Annotated in this window: 14 protein-coding genes; 8 read left to right on the top strand and 6 right to left on the bottom strand. The window is 64.8% G+C overall.

Annotated elements, in window-relative coordinates:
- Positions 1 to 86 precede the first annotated feature (86 nt).
- Positions 87 to 518 (bottom strand): hypothetical protein, encoded by a 432-nt coding sequence (locus tag AB5K84_RS05380; RefSeq protein WP_011090858.1) that lies wholly within the window; start codon positions 516 to 518, stop codon positions 87 to 89.
- Positions 519 to 684: 166 nt separating this feature from the next.
- Here AB5K84_RS05380 and AB5K84_RS05375 point away from each other — a divergent pair, with 166 nt between their 5' ends.
- Positions 685 to 864 carry an RNA polymerase sigma factor region1.1 domain-containing protein gene (locus tag AB5K84_RS05375; protein WP_038967715.1) on the top strand — a complete coding sequence of 60 codons (180 nt, stop codon included), beginning with the start codon at positions 685 to 687 and terminating at the stop codon, positions 862 to 864.
- Between the two features lie 106 nt (positions 865 to 970).
- Here the strand turns inward: AB5K84_RS05375 and AB5K84_RS05370 are convergent, their stop codons facing one another.
- On the bottom strand, positions 971 to 1,201 hold the full coding sequence (locus AB5K84_RS05370; protein WP_028176048.1) for a hypothetical protein: 231 nt from the start codon (positions 1,199 to 1,201) through the stop codon (positions 971 to 973).
- 206 nt (positions 1,202 to 1,407) lie between these two features.
- Between AB5K84_RS05370 and AB5K84_RS05365 the strand changes: the two genes are divergently transcribed.
- Both AB5K84_RS05365 and AB5K84_RS05360 read left to right on the top strand, forming a co-directional pair.
- Entirely contained in the window at positions 1,408 to 3,924 is a 2,517-nt protein-coding gene (locus tag AB5K84_RS05365; protein ID WP_038967714.1) for a glycogen/starch/alpha-glucan phosphorylase, read from the top strand.
- A 167-nt stretch (positions 3,925 to 4,091) separates the two neighbouring features.
- Complete coding sequence (locus AB5K84_RS05360; protein WP_011090862.1) at positions 4,092 to 4,907, top strand: acyl-CoA thioesterase; 816 nt, start codon at positions 4,092 to 4,094, stop codon at positions 4,905 to 4,907.
- Between the two features lie 169 nt (positions 4,908 to 5,076).
- On the opposite strand, the gene AB5K84_RS05355 is transcribed toward AB5K84_RS05360, so the two are convergent.
- The 3 genes from AB5K84_RS05355 to AB5K84_RS05345 form a co-directional block, all read right to left on the bottom strand.
- Complete coding sequence (locus tag AB5K84_RS05355; RefSeq protein WP_011090863.1) at positions 5,077 to 6,693, bottom strand: phosphoenolpyruvate carboxykinase; 1,617 nt, start codon at positions 6,691 to 6,693, stop codon at positions 5,077 to 5,079.
- Between the two features lie 284 nt (positions 6,694 to 6,977).
- Positions 6,978 to 9,572 carry a CHAT domain-containing tetratricopeptide repeat protein gene (locus tag AB5K84_RS05350; protein WP_038967710.1) on the bottom strand — a complete coding sequence of 865 codons (2,595 nt, stop codon included), beginning with the start codon at positions 9,570 to 9,572 and terminating at the stop codon, positions 6,978 to 6,980.
- 64 nt (positions 9,573 to 9,636) lie between these two features.
- Complete coding sequence (locus AB5K84_RS05345) at positions 9,637 to 10,386, bottom strand: HugZ family pyridoxamine 5'-phosphate oxidase (protein ID WP_011090865.1); 750 nt, start codon at positions 10,384 to 10,386, stop codon at positions 9,637 to 9,639.
- 241 nt (positions 10,387 to 10,627) lie between these two features.
- Between AB5K84_RS05345 and AB5K84_RS05340 the strand changes: the two genes are divergently transcribed.
- The 5 genes from AB5K84_RS05340 (at position 10,628) to AB5K84_RS05320 (ending at position 14,622) form a co-directional block, all read left to right on the top strand.
- Positions 10,628 to 11,329, top strand: coding sequence for a response regulator transcription factor (locus tag AB5K84_RS05340; RefSeq protein ID WP_008542552.1), 702 nt, complete (start codon positions 10,628 to 10,630; stop codon positions 11,327 to 11,329).
- 117 nt (positions 11,330 to 11,446) lie between these two features.
- Positions 11,447 to 13,252, top strand: a complete 1,806-nt coding sequence (locus AB5K84_RS05335) for a sensor histidine kinase (RefSeq protein ID WP_028175918.1) — start codon at positions 11,447 to 11,449, stop codon at positions 13,250 to 13,252.
- On the top strand, positions 13,249 to 13,773 hold the full coding sequence (locus tag AB5K84_RS05330) for an HPr kinase/phosphorylase (RefSeq protein WP_011090867.1): 525 nt from the start codon (positions 13,249 to 13,251) through the stop codon (positions 13,771 to 13,773). The genes AB5K84_RS05335 and AB5K84_RS05330 overlap by 4 nt, the downstream gene beginning before the upstream one ends.
- Positions 13,774 to 13,906: 133 nt before the next feature.
- Complete coding sequence (locus tag AB5K84_RS05325; RefSeq protein WP_011090868.1) at positions 13,907 to 14,308, top strand: PTS sugar transporter subunit IIA; 402 nt, start codon at positions 13,907 to 13,909, stop codon at positions 14,306 to 14,308.
- Positions 14,305 to 14,622 (top strand): HPr family phosphocarrier protein, encoded by a 318-nt coding sequence (locus tag AB5K84_RS05320; protein WP_011090869.1) that lies wholly within the window; start codon positions 14,305 to 14,307, stop codon positions 14,620 to 14,622. Before AB5K84_RS05325 ends, AB5K84_RS05320 begins: the two co-directional genes overlap by 4 nt.
- Positions 14,623 to 14,750: 128 nt before the next feature.
- On the opposite strand, the gene AB5K84_RS05315 is transcribed toward AB5K84_RS05320, so the two are convergent.
- Positions 14,751 to 16,376 (bottom strand): glycosyltransferase family 39 protein, encoded by a 1,626-nt coding sequence (locus AB5K84_RS05315; protein WP_011090870.1) that lies wholly within the window; start codon positions 16,374 to 16,376, stop codon positions 14,751 to 14,753.
- Positions 16,377 to 16,468: the final 92 nt, after the last annotated feature.

The raw sequence follows: 16,468 nt of genomic DNA, 5'->3' as shown, positions 1-16,468 counted from the left end.
AGCACTTGCGACGAAGCAATCCAGAATCCCTCCGCGGACAGATTCTGGATCGCTTCGCTACGCTCGCAATGACGGAGGATGGTGAGTCACCTCCCGATAATCACCCCGATCACATTCGGCGCCGCCAGATATTTCTCCTCGATCGCCGCCCGCGCGGCGGCGCGGTTCTCCTGGGTCAGCAGGCCGCGCTTTTCGGCCAGGATCATCCAGCAGAAACCCCACCAATCGGTCAGCATGCCCTGATCGCCAACGAGGTCATAGCCCTGCTCGGCCGCGAAGATGCGCGCATGCGCTTCGTCCAGCGTGTCGAGAAACAGGTGGTCCTCGACCGAGAACAGGTCGTCGCTGATGTCGTCGATGGTGTAGCCCCAGATCGACTGGCACACCGCGTTGAACTCGCGGTCGAGCTGGTCGTCATCGATCCTCTGGCGCCGCGCCGCCTGATGCAGCCGCGACAGCGAGCGCGCGAAATCGGCGATCCGGGTGAGGGCAAACTGGTCGAAGGCAATGGTGGACATGTAGTCCTCGCAAAGTCTGGCAGACGCTAGATATTGTGTCGGCAACGCGCCGAATCACAATGATATATCAAAGACTTGCTAAAGTGTTCTTAATTTGTTCCCAACGCTCCTCAATCATTCGCTTCGTCCCCCCATAAGTAGAGGCCTAATGTTGGAGGGTGGAAAGATGGAGCGACGGAAGATAATCCAAGCGGCCATTGGGCTTGGTCGCCGCAAAGGCTTCGTCACCTTCGAGCAACTCAACCAGCTACTGCCCGCAGCCACCATTGAGCCCAAAGATATCGAAGCAATCATGCAGGCTTTGAGCGACGAAGGAATAAACCTGATCGATGACGATCAGGCTTGATGCCGAGGGTATCTCCGGCGCATGTGACGTCCTGGCTTTCGCCAGGACGACGATGTGGGGAGAGCCTTGGCCAGGACGACACCAGCTTCTTAGCAAGTCACCCGCCTCAATTCACCGCCGACACCAACTTGTCCCCGCACGCATTCGCATAAAACTTGCCGCCGCATTGGCGCTTGATCGCGGCGCAGCGTTGTGCGGGTGTTGCGTTTTGCGGGAGCGAGAAGCCGCAGCTCAGGCCATCAGCGTTACGGCCCTTGCCGGCGGCGAAGGCGGCGCTCGAGGTGGCGATGCAGATGACAAGGAGCGCTGCAGCAGCGATTTCAATCAGCAGTCTCATGGGGCGTCTCCTCCACACTGATGGCTGAATTAGCCGCCACACTAGCACCAAATCCACGTTCTCCGTGCTCGTCCGGGTTCCCAAATCGGCCCGTTCCTTGCATAAATTTGCGCCAGCGCAGTGCACGGCCGCACCGGCGATAGTTCCGGTGCAGAGGCAAGACGCGTAGGGTTAGTGGTGTTTCTGTCGACCAGGAAGTGACGGCCTTGCAAGATCAATCGTTCCAGCCAAACTTTCCCGCCCCCGACCAGCCCATCGACGAGCTCGCGCTGGCTGAGATCAAGGGCGCGATTCTGGCGAAGCTGCGCCTTGCCATCGGCAAGGACGCCGGCATGGCGACCAAGCACGACTGGTACCAGGCCGCGGCGCTCGCGCTGCGCGACCGCATCGTGCATCGCTGGCTCACAGCCGAGAAGCACAGCTACGACGCGGGGCGCAAGCGCGTCTATTATCTCTCGCTCGAATTCCTGATCGGCCGCCTCTTCACCGATGCGCTCAACAATATGGGGCTGCTCAAGATCTTCGAGGTCGCGCTCGGCGATCTCGGCGTCTCCCTGCCCGAACTGCGCAAATGCGAGCCGGATGCCGCGCTCGGCAATGGCGGTCTCGGGCGGCTTGCCGCCTGCTTCATGGAGAGCATGGCAACGCTCTCGATCCCGGCGATCGGCTACGGCATCCGCTACGATTACGGCCTGTTCCGCCAGATCATCAACCAGGGCTGGCAGCAGGAATATCCGGACGAGTGGCTCGGCTTCGGCAACCCCTGGGAATTGCAGCGGCCGGAAGTGATCTACAACATTCATTTCGGCGGCGGCGTCGAGCATGTCGACGACAAGGGCCGCGACCGCGCGATCTGGCATCCGGGCGAGACCGTGCAGGCGATCGCCTACGACACGCCGATCGTCGGCTGGCGCGGCCAGCACGTCAACGCGCTCCGCCTGTGGTCGGCACGCTCGCCCGATCCGTTGAAGCTCGACGCCTTCAACAAGGGCGACTATGTCAGCGCCAGCGCCGAGCAGTCGCGCGCCGAAGCGATCTGCAAATTCCTCTATCCGAACGACGAGAGCCCGGCGGGCCGCGAGCTGCGCCTGCGCCAGGAATATTTCTTCGTCTCCGCCTCGCTCCAGGACCTGGTCAAGCGGCATCTGTCGTCCGACGGCCAGCTTCGCAGCCTGTCGTCGAAGGTCGCGGTGCAGCTCAACGACACCCATCCGAGCCTCGCCGTCACCGAGCTGATGCGGATCCTCGTCGACCTGCACAATTTCCGCTGGGACGAGGCATGGAAGATCACGGTCGCGACGCTGTCCTACACCAACCACACGCTGCTGCCCGAGGCGCTGGAGACCTGGCCGGTCGAGCTGTTCGAGCGCCTGTTGCCGCGGCATCTGGAGATCATCTACCGCATCAACGTCCAGCATCTGGCGCTCGCCGAGGCGCGCGCGCCCGGCGACATCGACTTCCGCGCCTCGGTCTCGCTGATCGACGAGAAGAGCGGCCGCCGCGTGCGCATGGGCCAGCTCGCCTTTGTCGGCTCGCACCGCATCAACGGCGTCTCCGCGATGCATTCGGACCTGATGCGCGAGACCGTGTTCCACGATCTCAACCATCTCTATCCCGGCCGCATCACCAACAAGACCAACGGCATCACCTTCCGCCGCTGGCTGATGCTGGCAAACCCGAAGCTGACCGACCTGTTGCGCGAGACCTGCGGCGACGCCGTGCTCGACGATCCGACGCAGCTCTCGCTGATCGAGGCGCGCGCCAGCGACGTCGAATTCCAGAAGAAATTCCGCGCCGTCAAGCATCACAACAAGACGGCCCTGGCGCGGCTGATCGGCGAGCGGCTCGGCATCAAGGTCGATCCGGGCGCGCTGTTCGACGTGCAGATCAAGCGCATCCACGAATACAAGCGCCAGCTGCTCAACGTCATCGAGACGGTCGCGCTGTACCAGTCGATGAAGGACGATCCCAACGGCAACTGGGTGCCGCGGGTGAAGATCTTCGCCGGCAAGGCGGCGGCGAGCTACAAATACGCCAAGCTGATCATCAAGCTGATCAACGACGTCGCCGAGGTCGTCAACAACGACCCCGCGATCGGCGGCAAGCTGAAGGTCGTCTTCCTGCCCGACTACAATGTCAGCCTCGCGGAGGTGATCATTCCCGCGGCCGACCTGTCCGAGCAGATCTCGACCGCCGGCATGGAAGCTTCCGGCACCGGCAACATGAAGCTGGCGCTCAACGGCGCCATCACCATCGGCACGCTCGACGGCGCCAATATCGAGATCCGCGACCATGTCGGCAACGAGAACATCGCGATCTTCGGCATGGAGGCCGGCGACGTCATGATCCGGCGCAAGCAGGGGCTGGATGCCTCCGACGTGATCCGCAGTTCGCCAAAGCTCCAGCGCGCCATCAACGCGGTCGGCGCCGGCGAGTTCTCGCCCGGCGATCCCGGCCGTTTCGAATCGATCGCGCATGCGCTGCGCTATCTCGACCATTACATGGTCAGCGCCGATTTCGATTCCTACTACGAGGCGCAGCGCGCGGTCGATGCGCGCTGGCAGGTGGCGCCGGCCTGGACCCGCGCTTCGATCCTCAATGTCGCGCGCATGGCGTGGTTCTCCTCCGACCGCACCATCCGCGAATATGCCGAGGAGATCTGGAACGTGCCGGTCAATCCGACCACGCCGCTGCTGCCGGACCTGCGCGACGCCGCAGGCTGATTTTCCGCAGTGTGAAATCGGCGTTACCTGCGAGGTTATTGCACAGCCAGGCAATTGCTGTGGTATGACGACCGTCATTCCGGGGCGGCTCGCAGAGCCGAACCCGGAATCTCGAGATTCCGGGTTCGATGCTTCGCATCGCCCCGGAATGACAGACGGAAACACCCATGCACGCCAAGCTCCCGCACCCGTTCGACGACGCCACCCGCATCACCGCCGGTGACTCCAGCTGGCAGGGACACACCAGCGACGATTACTGGGCCTTTGTCGGTCCGTTCGGCGGCGCCACCGCCGCGACCATCTTGCGCGCGTTGATCGAGCATCCGCAGCGCGCCGGCGATCCACTCGCCGTCACCGTCAATTACTGCGCCCCGATCGCCAAGGGCCCGTTTGACCTGGATGTGCGGCTGGTAAAGGCCAACCGTTCCAGCCAGCACTGGAGCGTCGAACTGTCGCAGGGCGGCGGCGAGGTCGCGACGCTCGCAACCGCGGTGTTCGCCGAGCGGCGGCCGTCCTGGGAGCACAGGGTGGCGACGGTCCCGGACGCCGCGGCGTTCGAGGCAACGCTGCCGTTCCCGAAGATCTCGGCGTCCTGGGCCAACCAGTACGAATTCCGCTTCGTCGAGGGCGAGATGCGGATCGGCCCGCCGCAGGCCGAGCTTGCCAGCACCTATTCGAAAATCTGGATCAGCGACCGCACCCCGCGCAGGCTTGACATGCTGTCGCTGATGTCGATGTCGGACGCCTTCTTCGGCCGCATCTTCCACGCGCGGCGCGAGCTGGTGCCGTTCGGCACGGTGTCGCTGACGACCTATTTTCACACCGACAGCGAGGAGCTCGCAGCCGAGGACATCGCGCGCGTGCTGGCGACGGCCGATTCGAAGATCATGCACAAGAGCTACGCCGACCAGAACGCCGAGCTGTGGTCGCCGAACGGAAGGCTGCTCGCGACGACGACGCAGATCGCGTATTTCAAGGCTTGAGCTGCCTCCACGTCATTGCGAGGAGCGTAGCGACGAAGCAATCCAGACTGTCTCCGCGGAGGGATTTCTGGATTGCTTCGCTGCGCTCGCAATGACGGTGGAGATATCTCGCCACAAACAAAAAGGGCGGCCTCGCGGCCGCCCTTTTGCATTCTCAAATGATGCGACCTTACTCCGCCGCGAGCTTCACGTCCGGCGCGGCTGCGCGCACTTCGGCGTCGACCTGGGCTTCGAACTTGGCAAAGTTCTTCTGGAACATGCCGACCAGCGCGCGGGCGGTCTTGTCGAACTCGTCCTTGTCCTTCCAGGTGTTGACCGGGTTGAGGATTTCGCTCGGCACGCCCGGCAGCGCGGTCGGAACCGCGAAGCCGAAATATTTGTCGGTGCGGAATTCGACGTTGCGAAGCGAACCGTCGAGCGCCGCGGTGAGCAGCGCGCGCGTCACCTTGATCGGCATGCGCGAGCCCGTACCATACTTGCCGCCGGTCCAGCCGGTGTTGACCAGCCAGCAGTCGACATTGTGCTGGGCGATCAGGTCGCGCAGCATGTTGCCGTAGACGGATGGATCGAGCGGCAGGAAGGGCGAGCCGAAGCAGGTCGAGAACTCCGGCTGCGGCTCGTTGCCGAGACCGCGCTCGGTGCCCGCGACCTTGGCGGTGTAGCCGGAGAGGAAGTGATACATCGCCTGCGCCGGCGACAGCTTTGCGATCGGCGGCAGCACGCCGAAGGCGTCGGCGGCGAGCATCACCACGTTCTTCGGCTGCGGCGCGCGGCCGGTGCGCGAAGCGTTCGGGATGAAGTCGAGCGGATAGGCCGACCGGGTGTTCTCGGTCTTGGAGCCGTCGTCGAAGTCCACCACGCGGGTGTCCTCGTCGAGCACGCAGTTCTCGAGCACCGCGCCGAAGCGCGTGCTTGCGGCATAAATCTGCGGCTCGGCTTCCTGCGAAAGCTTGATGCACTTGGCGTAGCAGCCACCTTCGAAATTGAAGACGCCGTTCGGGCCCCAGCCGTGCTCGTCGTCACCGATCAGGGTGCGGTTCGGGTCGGCCGACAGCGTGGTCTTGCCGGTGCCGGAGAGGCCGAAGAAGATCGCGGCATCGTCCTTGGCGCCGACATTGGCCGAGCAGTGCATCGGCATCACGCCGCGCTCGGGCAGATAGTAGTTCAGCGTGGTGAAGACCGACTTCTTCATCTCGCCGGCATAGTAGGAGCCGCCGATCAGCACGATCTTGCGGGCGAAGTCGATCGCGACGACGTTCTCCGACTTGCAGCCATGGCGCTTCGGATCGGCGCGGAAGCTCGGCATGTCGATGATGGTGAGCTCGGGCGTGAAGGTCGACAGCTCGATCGCCTCGGGGCGGATCAGCAGCGTGCGGATGAACAGCGAATGCCAGGCGAGCTCAGTGAACACGCGGGTCTTGATCCGGTAGGCCGGATCGGCGCCGCCGTAGAGGTCCTGCGCGAACAGGCTCTTGCCTTCGGCGTGCTTGAGGAAGTCCTGATAGAGCGTCTCGAACTGCTCCGCGGTGATCGACTGGTTGCCGGCCCACCACATCTTCTTGTCGGTGGTGGCGTCGCGCACCGTGAACTTGTCCTTGGGGCTGCGGCCCGTGAACTCGCCGGTGTCGGCGCACAGCGCACCGTCGGCAGACAGCACCGCCTCGCCCGCGGAGAGCGAGTATTGATAGAGTTGCGGCGCGCCGAGGTTCCAGTGAACCTGTTTGAGATTCTTTAAGCCGAATTTGTCGGCGCCGAAGGCACCGTTGCGCACGCCCGTCTCTTGCACGAAAAAATCCTCCTAGAACCCGCGACACATAGCGCGACCAAGCTTTGGCGCCATCGCAGTCACCGTGAATAATAGGCCATCCGGCCTAGGTTGGGCGACCTAATACTGATGAACGCTGGCGTTGCCAAGCCGATCCCGCAGGATTTGGTTTATTCAAGGACCGCGCCAAACGTCGCGCATGTCTGCTCTGAGCAGGTGCATCAAAAAATCACGAATGATCGCGCAACCAAATGCGCGTTTCGACGTTATCGGGGGTTATTGCGACGCACAATTCCCTGGGCGGTCTATCGTACGTCTCCCTCGCCGATCAGTGCGAACGGTCCCCACATCGCAGGATAGGCGTTGCGCGGCGACGAGGCGTCGTCGAGATACGTCAACATGGCGCGGCGCAACGCTTGGGCACGACCGATTCCTGGTTCGTTTTTGAGCAGAGCGAATGTCGACGTGGTCAAGCGGGTGGCAGCTTCCGAATCCACTGCCCAATGCGAGACCAGGAGCGCGCGGGCACCGGCATAGAAGAACGAGCGCGCCAATCCCGACAGGGCCTCTGCGCCGGGCTTGTCGCCGGCGATGGTGTTGCAGGCCGACAGCACCACCCAATCCGCATTGAGCTTGAGCTGGGCGACTTCGCTCGCCGTCAGCAAACCGTCGTCCAGCTCCGTAGGCTGATCTGGAATGGAGAGCGCAAGCGAAGGCTCGCCCAGTCCCTTGACGTCGCCCGCAACGAGGCCGTGGGTGGCAAAGTAAATGATGCTGTATTGAGCAAGCGCTGCACGCTTGAGCGTCGTTTCGCTGGCGTCGCGGCCAAGATGGATATCGACATCGCCTGCGCCGACATCCCTGGCCACCGCGTTCAGTTCGTCGGCAGTGTCAGGCAGTTGCGGCAGCGCTTGCGCAAGCCGCGCACGATCGACGCCGGCGCCGCGCCAGAAGTCGGTATAGGCAATCGTCGCGATGCTGCGCGCGGCGACCTTGCCGCTTGCGGCGCGACGATCGGCCGGCCCTTCGGCTGCAGGGTTGAACACAGGATCGCCAAAGCCGGTCATTGGCTTGACGCCCTGATCCTTGCGCGCAAAGGCCCGCAGCGATTTCAGGCTGATCACCGACGGCAGCACCGAGACGGCCTGACGCCGCAACAGCCAGGCGGCGTTGCGATAGCCTTCGAGCTTGTCCGGGATCGCAGCTTGCGGCTTCTCGGTGACGAGCAGATGAAACGGCAGTGCGGTCAGTGCGGCCGAGGGCACCACCAGCAGGCTGCGCGTGTCTTTCGTCAGCGCTTCGACCGGGCCGAGCAGCGCGACATAGAGCTCATTGGCGAGCGCGAGGTCAAACAGGCCGGATTTGCCGGACGCATCGTGTGCCTTGCCGACGTCGAGCCCTTTGCGGAACGCCGACACTTTCTGCGCCAGCGCGTCCGCGCCAAGCGGAATCTCCTTCCAGTCGACGCCCTCGCGCGTGATCGCGATGACATAGCCCTGCTTGTCCACGACGGAATAGATCGTCATCGCCTCGTCGGCCGACAGCAACGGCTGGATGTCCTTCACGCCGAGCGGCAGCGGATTGGACAGCGAGGCATAGTCGGGAAACTCGACGGCGAGCGTCTTCTGCAAGCCGGCGCGCTCGCTCGCGATCGCCGCGATCCGCGCGCGGCTGCGCTGCTCGGCCGCGACGTCGCGTTGCGCGGCTTGCTTGGACACCGCCGTAATGATCGCCTTGTCGAGCGCCTCGGCCTCGGCCGCGAGATCCTGCTCCTTGCGCACGAGCTCGGCGAGCCGGTCGCTGCCGGCCGCAAGCCGCACCGCGAGCTTGTTCACGGCGGATGCGGCGGACGATTGCGTGCCGCGCTGGATCGCGGCCAGCGCTTCGTCGAGGGCCTTGTCGTCGGAGAGGAGCTGCTGCTGCCGCGCGGAAAACAGGATCGGCAGCACCACACGCAGCTGCGCGCGGCCGCTGCGAAGCGTCCTTTCCGCCAGCGGCAAGGCATCGGCAGTGCGCCCGGAGACATAAAGGAAATAAGCGAGATTGCTGGTCGAGGTCACGACGTCAGGATGGTCCGGCCCAAGCGCGCGCTCGCGGATCGCAAGGGCGCGCCGGTAGAGCGGCTCGGCATTGGCATAACGCTGCTGGTGCTCGTAGAGCCCGGCGAGATTGTTCAGCGAACGCGCGACGTCGGGATGATCCGGACCCAGCACCTTTTCGCGGATCGCGAGCGAGCGCTTGATCGGCGCCTCGGCATCCGCATCGCGGTTGAGGTCGCGATCGACCTGACCGATGTTGTTCAGAACCGTGGCGACCGCGGGATGCTCGGGCCCGGCGGCCTTCTGATAGATCGCGAGCGCGCGCTGGAACAGCGGCTCGGCGTCCGCAAAATGCTCCTGCTTCACGTAGAGCGTGGCGAGATTGTTGAGGGCCTGGCCGACATCGGGATGCTCGCGCGACAGCGCCTTTTCGCGAATGGCCAGCGCACGCTTGAACAGCGGCTCGGCTTCAGTGAAGCGGCCCTGCCGCTGATACAGCGCGGCGAGATTGTTCAGCTCGGGCGCGATCAATGTGGTGTCGAGGCCGAGCGACTTTTCCATCAGCGCGATCGCGCGCTTGTAGATCGGCTCGGCGAGGTCGTCGCGGCCCTGGCCGGCATAGACCTGGCCGAGATTGTTGAGCGCGGCGGAGAGTTCGCGGCCGTCGTTGCCCTTCTCCAGGCTCGCCACCATGGCCTGCGCCAGGGGCAGCGCCTCCGCATATTTGCCGGCCTGGTTGAGCGCGTTGATCCGCGCGCCCTGTGCGGCGAGATCGGCCTTCTGGGCAAGACCGGGGGTGGCAAGCGACGTGGTGATCGCGAGCGCCAGACCCGCGGCCAACGCCAAACGACGATGCGTCATGAACCCTCTCGCTGCCAATCCCGAACCGCTCACGGTGTTGGGTCGCAGCGATCGGCAGCGGCGTTCAATTTTGGCGCGGCTCCTCCACCTTCGCGCGCGCCTCGCCGGCAAGGCGAACCAGCATCTTGCGCAGCGCCGTGCCGCTGGTCACCCGCTCCGGGAAGTCCAGCCGCAGCGCGGTCTGGCCGTCCTGCATGTCGAGGCCCTCAGGGTCACAGCCGGTGCAGCGCCAGTCGCCGGCGGCGGCGCCGAGCAGCCTGGTCGCGTAAAGGCCCATGGCGTCGCGGTGGTCGGCATTCATGTGCTCCACGGCCCCCTCCTCCGCCGCCATCAGGTCCTCGGCGCCGCTGAGATCGGTCAGGAACTGCTCCGGCTTGAGGTCGACGATCCGGCCGAAGCCGGCCACCAGATGGGTTCCTGTGGGCCGGATCCTGAAGAACGAGAAGTCCTTAAACGAAACAAAGGCTTCCGCCGACGGGTGCGCATTCAGATACCGCCGTTCGAGAAGATCCTTCTCGGCACCGGCCTGCTCCGCCCGGCCGGACAACATAATCCGGGCGCCCTCCAGGGGATCGCCGGCGGCGCGCTCATCCAGCATCAGGGAGACCCGGCTATCTGCCAGGATGTTCCTGGTGTGCACGGCCAATGCGGAGATCAGCAGGATCGGCGAGCCATCCGGGTGGCTCGCCAGATTGACCAGGGAACAATAGGGATCGCCGCTGCCCACCATCAACGTTGCGAGAGCGCCCTGCCGCGACCGCCTGAGCAGCGACTTGGCGAGCTTTCCGGGGTCGAAATCGGGGGTCGGTTGCATGGGCTTTCTCGGCTCAGGTGGTTGCAAGGGGGGTCTTTTTTCGGCTAAACGGGGGTCTGGTTATGGGTCGGGATGCGGCGAATCTGCCGTGTTTCGTGGAACTTGGTCACACTTCAGCCCAGCTTGCATTGCTCGGTGACAAAGTTCGAACGCCAAGTTCGGGACCCATGTATGCGGCGCATCACTGGATTGCTCGCCGTTTCAAGCCACGACCCAAACGGAAAGCAGAAAGCAGAGGCTCATGCCCACAATCGCTTTGGTCGACGACGACCGCAACATTCTCACATCCGTCTCGATCGCGCTGGAAGCCGAAGGCTACCGCATCATGACCTACACCGACGGCGCTTCCGCGCTTGACGGTTTCCGCACCACCCAACCCGACCTCGCCATCCTCGACATCAAGATGCCGCGCATGGACGGCATGGAGACGCTGCGCCGCCTGCGGCAGAAGTCCGACCTGCCGGTGATCTTCCTGACCTCCAAGGACGAAGAGATCGACGAGCTGTTCGGCCTCAAGATGGGCGCCGACGATTTCATCCGCAAACCGTTCTCGCAGCGGCTGCTGGTCGAGCGCGTCAAGGCGGTGCTGCGCCGCTCGGCGCCGAAGGACCCGACCGTAGCGCCGAAGGAGAACGACGCCAAGGCGCTCGACCGCGGTCTTTTGCGCATGGATCCGGAACGCCATACCTGCACCTGGAAGAACGAACCGGTGACGTTGACCGTCACCGAATTCCTGATCCTGCAGGCGCTCGCGACCCGGCCCGGCGTGGTGAAGAGCCGCAACGCGCTGATGGACGCCGCCTACGACGACCAGGTCTATGTCGACGACCGCACCATCGACAGCCACATCAAGCGGCTGCGCAAGAAGTTCAAGGTGGTCGACAACGAGTTCGAGATGATCGAGACGCTGTACGGCGTCGGCTATCGTTTCAAGGAAGCCTGAGGCGGCAGGGCACCTTCGCGAATGTCCGGAGCATTGCCGGTTCTGGTTCCATCGGAACCGGGATGACTCTAGAATGCGGGGACCGTCGCACGAGCTGTCCTAACGCGGGCGTAAGCATTGCTGGACCGAACGCAGCCTGACCCGAACCAGAGCGCCGAGGATATCGCATCCGACGGCGTTCCAGTGCACGTCGCCGAGGACAAGCCGGCTGCGCAGGGCTGGCGGCCGCTGAACTGGCTCAAGCGCGCCGGGCAATTCTTCTTCGCGCTGTCCTTCTCGAGCCTGACCCGCCGCATCGTCTCGCTCAACCTCGCCGGCCTCGTCGCGCTGGTGGCGAGCATCCTCTATCTGTCGCAATTCCGCGCCGGCCTGATCGACGCGCGCGCGCAGAGCCTGCTGGTGCAGGCTGAGATCATCGCCGGTGCGATCGCGGCCTCCGCGACGGTGCAGACCAACGCCATCACGATCGACCCCGACCGGCTGCTCGACCTCAAGCCGGGCGAGACCTATGGCGGGTCGGACGACTATTCGCCGCTGGATTTTCCGATCAATCCGGAGCGCGTCGCGCCGGTGCTGCGCACGCTGATCTCGCCGACCAAGACGCGCGCCCGCATCTACGATCCGAACGGCAGCCTGCTGCTCGACAGCCGCAACCTCGAGAACGTGCTGCGCTTCCCCCTGCCGCCGCTGTCCGCCGAGAAGCCCGGCGTGGTCGAGCGCGGCATGGTCGCGGTGCGCACCTGGCTGAACCGCGGCGACCTGCCGCTCTATCGCGAGCTCGGGCCCGAGAACGGCAATGGCTATGCTGAAGTGGGCGACGCGCTCCAGGGCCAGAAGCGCTCGATGGTTCGGGTCAATGCGCGCGGCGAGGTGATCGTCTCGGTCGCGGTCCCCGTGCTGCGCTCGCGCGCCATCCACGGCGCGCTGATGCTGTCCACCCAGGGCGACGACATCGACCAGATGGTCACCGCCGAGCGCCTCGCCATCCTGAAAGTCGGCGGCGTCGCCGCCGCGGTCATGATCATGCTGTCGCTGCTGCTGGCCAGCACGATCGCAGGTCCCGTACGCCGGCTCGCGGACAGCGCCGAGCGCGTCCGCCGCCGCATCAAGACCCGCGTCGAGATTCCCGACTTCACCCGCCGTCGCGACGAGATCGGGCATCTGTCCGGCGCGCTGCGCGACATGACCAACGCGCTCTACAGCCGCATCGAGGCGATCGAGATGTTCGCCGCCGACGTCGCGCACGAATTGAAGAACCCGCTGACCTCGCTGCGCTCCGCGGTCGAGACGCTGCCGCTGGCGCGCAACGAGAACAGCCGCGCCCGCCTGCTCGAGGTGATCGAGCACGACGTCAAGCGGCTCGACCGCCTGATCTCTGATATCTCCGACGCCAGCCGGCTCGATGCCGAATTGCAGCGGCAGGACGCGATTCCGGTCGATCTGCGCCGCCTGCTCGGCACGCTGGTCTCGGTCGCCAACGAAACCAAGCTCGGCCACGACGTCGCGGTCGAGGCGCGCTTCGAGGGGCGCGGGCCGACCGACACGTTCGCCGTGACCGGCCATGATTCACGGCTCGGGCAGGTGGTCTCGAACCTGCTCTCCAACGCGCAATCCTTCTCGGAGGCCGGCAGCAAGGTGCGCCTCACCTGCCGCCGCGTGCGCGGTGAAATCGAGATCGTGGTCGACGACGACGGCCCCGGCATCCGTGATGACGCGCTGGAGCGCATCTTCGAGCGCTTCTACACCGACCGTCCGCATCAGGGCTTTGGCCAGAACTCCGGCCTCGGGCTCTCGATCTCCAAGCAGATCGTCGACGCGCATGGCGGGCGCATCTGGGCGGAGAACCGCCCCGGCCCCGCGGACGAGGACGGCGCGCCGACGGTTGCCGGCGCGCGCTTCGTGGTGAGGCTGCCCGCGCTATGAGCGACGGCGGGCCCAGCGTGCACGCCTCCGCGGTCAAGGTCGGGAATCTGGCAGTGCTGATCCGCGGACCGTCGGGCTCCGGCAAGTCGCGCCTTGCCTTCGATTTGATCATGGCGGGGCGCGCCGGCGTGGTCGAAAGGGCCGTTCTGGTCGGTGATGACCGTGTCCATCTGGCGACAGTCGGCGACGAAATTGAAGTCCGCCCCGCGCCGCCGCTCGCCGGCCTGATCGAGATCCGGGGCCTCGGAATCCGCCGCTGCGACTTCGTGGAGCATGCGACCGTCGGCCTCGTGGTCGATCTGGCCGCCGCGGACGCGGAACGCCTGCCGCCGGCCGAATCCCTGAAAACTAGCATTTTAGGTGTCGAAATACCGCGAATCCCTGTTAGCCGCGATTATTCGCCCCTCCCACTGGTTGTTGCGGCCTTGACCACTACCAAGAGTTCATCTTCCGTTAATCCCTCAGGCGATTGTTTGAAGGGAAATGGTAACCATATGAACCCCACTATCGCGACCGAATAGACCGGCGCAGCTCCCCTCATCCATCCGTCTAAGTTCAGGGAGATACGCAACATCCCCTCTTGCGCAGGGGCTCTGGATGGTCAAAGTGGCGCGTTCGTGCGGTGCACCAAAAGCGCCCGCGAGGAGTTTTCCGATGATTGGTCTAGTACTTGTGACCCACGGGCGCCTTGCCGACGAATTCAAGGCAGCGCTTGAACATGTCATGGGCCCACAAAAGCAAATCGAAGCGATTACGATCGGCGCTGAAGATGATTCCGATCTGTGCCGAAGCGACATCATCGAGGCGGTTAACCGCGTCGATTCCGGCGACGGCGTTGCGATCCTCACCGACATGTTCGGCGGCACGCCATCCAACCTGGCAATATCCTGTATGAGCCGGCCGAAGGTCGAGGTGCTCGCGGGCATCAACCTTCCGATGCTGGTGAAGCTCGCCAAGGTGCGTGAGGAACGCGCGCTGCCGGACGCGATCGCGATGGCCCAGGAAGCGGGTCGCAAATACGTCACCATCGCCAGCCGCGTGCTCGCCGGCAAATGAGCGACGACGCGCCGCAAGCCGGGTCGGGCGTGCCCGCGGGCGCGATCTCCAAGGAGCTCCTCATCATCAACAAGCGCGGCCTGCACGCACGCGCCTCAGCGAAATTCGTCCAGGCGGTCGAGCGCTTCAACGCGCAAGTGTGGGTGACGCGCGGCGGCGAGACCGTCGGCGGCACCTCGATCATGGGCCTGATGATGCTCGCTGCGGGACCCGGCACGACGATCACGGTCGCTGCGGCCGGTGCAGATGCCGATGCCGCGCTCGCGGCGATCACGGAGCTCGTTGAAAGCAAGTTCAACGAGGAGGGGATTTAGCGCCCTCCCGCCATGCGCTCAGCGCCGTAGGGTGGGCAAAGGCGCGACGCGCCGTGCCCACCATCTCTCGACAATCGCGACAGAAGTGGTGGGCACGCTTCGCTTTGCCCACCCTACGGCACCTTCGGTCACTTCGCCGGCGGCGCGATGTAGATGTTCCAGCTCATCGACGGGCCGGCCTTGCCGTGAACGAAGCGGCGCGTCGTCATCACGATGCGCTCGGCGTTCGGCGCAGTCTCCGACACCCATTTCTCGAACGCCGGCAGACGGCCGTCGGTCGGATCGAACACGCCGATGAAGCCGTAGGTCTTGACGTCATCGCGCGAGGTCAGCCCGGAATCCCAGGCCTCTAACGGCAGCAATGCGGACGGATGGTCCGGGCTGTAGAACACCAGCGGCTGGATCTGTTCCATCGTGCCGGCAACGACGGCCCAGCGCGAGCCGAAGCGGGTGTGCCAGGCCTGGGTCAATTCGCGCGCGAGCTCCGAGCGCGCGCCATAGATCGCTGCGTTGCCGGCATTGGCCGCCATCTCGCGCGCGGCGATCCAGGGCGAGGCGGCAAGCGTCGCAACGCTGAGCACGAGCCAGATCGCGACGATGTTGAACAGGGTCGCGCTCTGCACCCGCAGCGCGGGGATCGCGACCAGCGCCAAGGGCACCAGGAAGAACAGCGAGATGCCCCAATCGGTCTTCATGTAGATGCTGAAAACCAGTGCGCCGAGCGGCGGGCCGACCGCGACGATGATCTGGATGATCCAGACATTCAGCGCCTGCGAGACATTGACACCCGGATTGGCGCCGCGCGCCCAGGCGCGGGTGACGATGCGCGAGGGCGTACGCAGCAGCAGCTTGCGCCACGGCGGCACCCACGCCATGGCGAGCGCGGCGAGCGCGACGGGAAGCGCCAGCAGCGCGACATTATGCAGGGCATAGCCGGCCACCAGCTGATGCACGAGGCGGCTGTCCTCGAGGCTGTAGGTGTCGCCGGCATAGGTCAGCGGCACGAAATGCACCTCCGCCAGCCAGACGATGTGCGGGATCATCGCCACCACCATCGTCGCGATCGCCACCCACGGCGCCGGCGACAGCAGGAACCGCAGTCGCTCCGGATGGATCAGCGCGGCAAGGCCGATGGCGCCGATCATGGTCAGCACCCAGTATTTGGTCATCAGCGCCAGCGCGCCGGCAAGGCCGAGCCAGATCCCGGACTGCCAGCTCCTTTTCTCGAAGGCGTTGAGATAGGCGAACACGAGGAGCGGCAGCGTGACGAGCTGGAGCAGGTCGGGGTTGTACTTGAAGCCCTTGAAATTGAAGATCGGGTAGAGCGCGACCATCACCACGACCAGGAACGCGCGCCGTGCGTCCACGACGCGCAAGCTCAGCAGCCAGCAGATCACCATGCCGATGCCGACGGTCGTCATGGCCAGCGCATAGGTCGCCCAGTCCGTCGCCGGGAACACCTTGAACCAGAGGCCGGCGACCCAGCCCGACAGCGGCGGGTGCTTGCCGTAGCCCCACAGGAATTTCTGGCCCCAGCCCCAGGCTTCCGCGACGTCCATGTGAACGTCCTGCGCTGCCTTGAGATTGATCAGGATGAAGGTCCAGAGCACCGCATGCAGGATCGCGAGCTGGATCACCAGCCACAGGCGGGCCTCCGGCCGGACCGCGCTGGCAACCAGCCAGGCCCGGAAGCGGTTGAAACTCACCCAGGTCTTCGCGCGGGCTCGGCCAGATGGGATTGAGGTCGTCGACATCAGCCGTTGCGTAGCGCGTTTTGGCCCGTCGTGGAATCAGCTTGGCGTGAAGAAAGGCCCTGAAAATACAGCAATATGGTTGCCGCACGGGG

The organism is Bradyrhizobium sp. 1200_D9_N1_1 (assembly GCF_052075915.1).
In the GTDB taxonomy this organism is placed as follows: domain Bacteria; phylum Pseudomonadota; class Alphaproteobacteria; order Rhizobiales; family Xanthobacteraceae; genus Bradyrhizobium; species Bradyrhizobium diazoefficiens.
The sequence above is the reverse complement of the archived record's forward strand: the minus strand, read 5'-3'. Positions and strand labels throughout refer to the sequence as shown.

What these genes read in the sequence shown, in the direction of transcription:
- AB5K84_RS05380 (WP_011090858.1), bottom strand. Translation starts at nt 518, where the DNA reads ATGTCCACCATTGCCTTCGACCAGTTTGCCCTCACCCGGATCGCCGAT.
- AB5K84_RS05375 (WP_038967715.1), top strand. Translation starts at nt 685, where the DNA reads ATGGAGCGACGGAAGATAATCCAAGCGGCCATTGGGCTTGGTCGCCGC.
- AB5K84_RS05370 (WP_028176048.1), bottom strand. Translation starts at nt 1,201, where the DNA reads ATGAGACTGCTGATTGAAATCGCTGCTGCAGCGCTCCTTGTCATCTGC.
- AB5K84_RS05360 (WP_011090862.1), top strand. Translation starts at nt 4,092, where the DNA reads ATGCACGCCAAGCTCCCGCACCCGTTCGACGACGCCACCCGCATCACC.
- AB5K84_RS05350 (WP_038967710.1), bottom strand. Translation starts at nt 9,572, where the DNA reads ATGACGCATCGTCGTTTGGCGTTGGCCGCGGGTCTGGCGCTCGCGATC.
- AB5K84_RS05345 (WP_011090865.1), bottom strand. Translation starts at nt 10,386, where the DNA reads ATGCAACCGACCCCCGATTTCGACCCCGGAAAGCTCGCCAAGTCGCTG.
- AB5K84_RS05340 (WP_008542552.1), top strand. Translation starts at nt 10,628, where the DNA reads ATGCCCACAATCGCTTTGGTCGACGACGACCGCAACATTCTCACATCC.
- AB5K84_RS05330 (WP_011090867.1), top strand. Translation starts at nt 13,249, where the DNA reads ATGAGCGACGGCGGGCCCAGCGTGCACGCCTCCGCGGTCAAGGTCGGG.
- AB5K84_RS05325 (WP_011090868.1), top strand. Translation starts at nt 13,907, where the DNA reads ATGATTGGTCTAGTACTTGTGACCCACGGGCGCCTTGCCGACGAATTC.
- AB5K84_RS05320 (WP_011090869.1), top strand. Translation starts at nt 14,305, where the DNA reads ATGAGCGACGACGCGCCGCAAGCCGGGTCGGGCGTGCCCGCGGGCGCG.
- AB5K84_RS05315 (WP_011090870.1), bottom strand. Translation starts at nt 16,376, where the DNA reads ATGTCGACGACCTCAATCCCATCTGGCCGAGCCCGCGCGAAGACCTGG.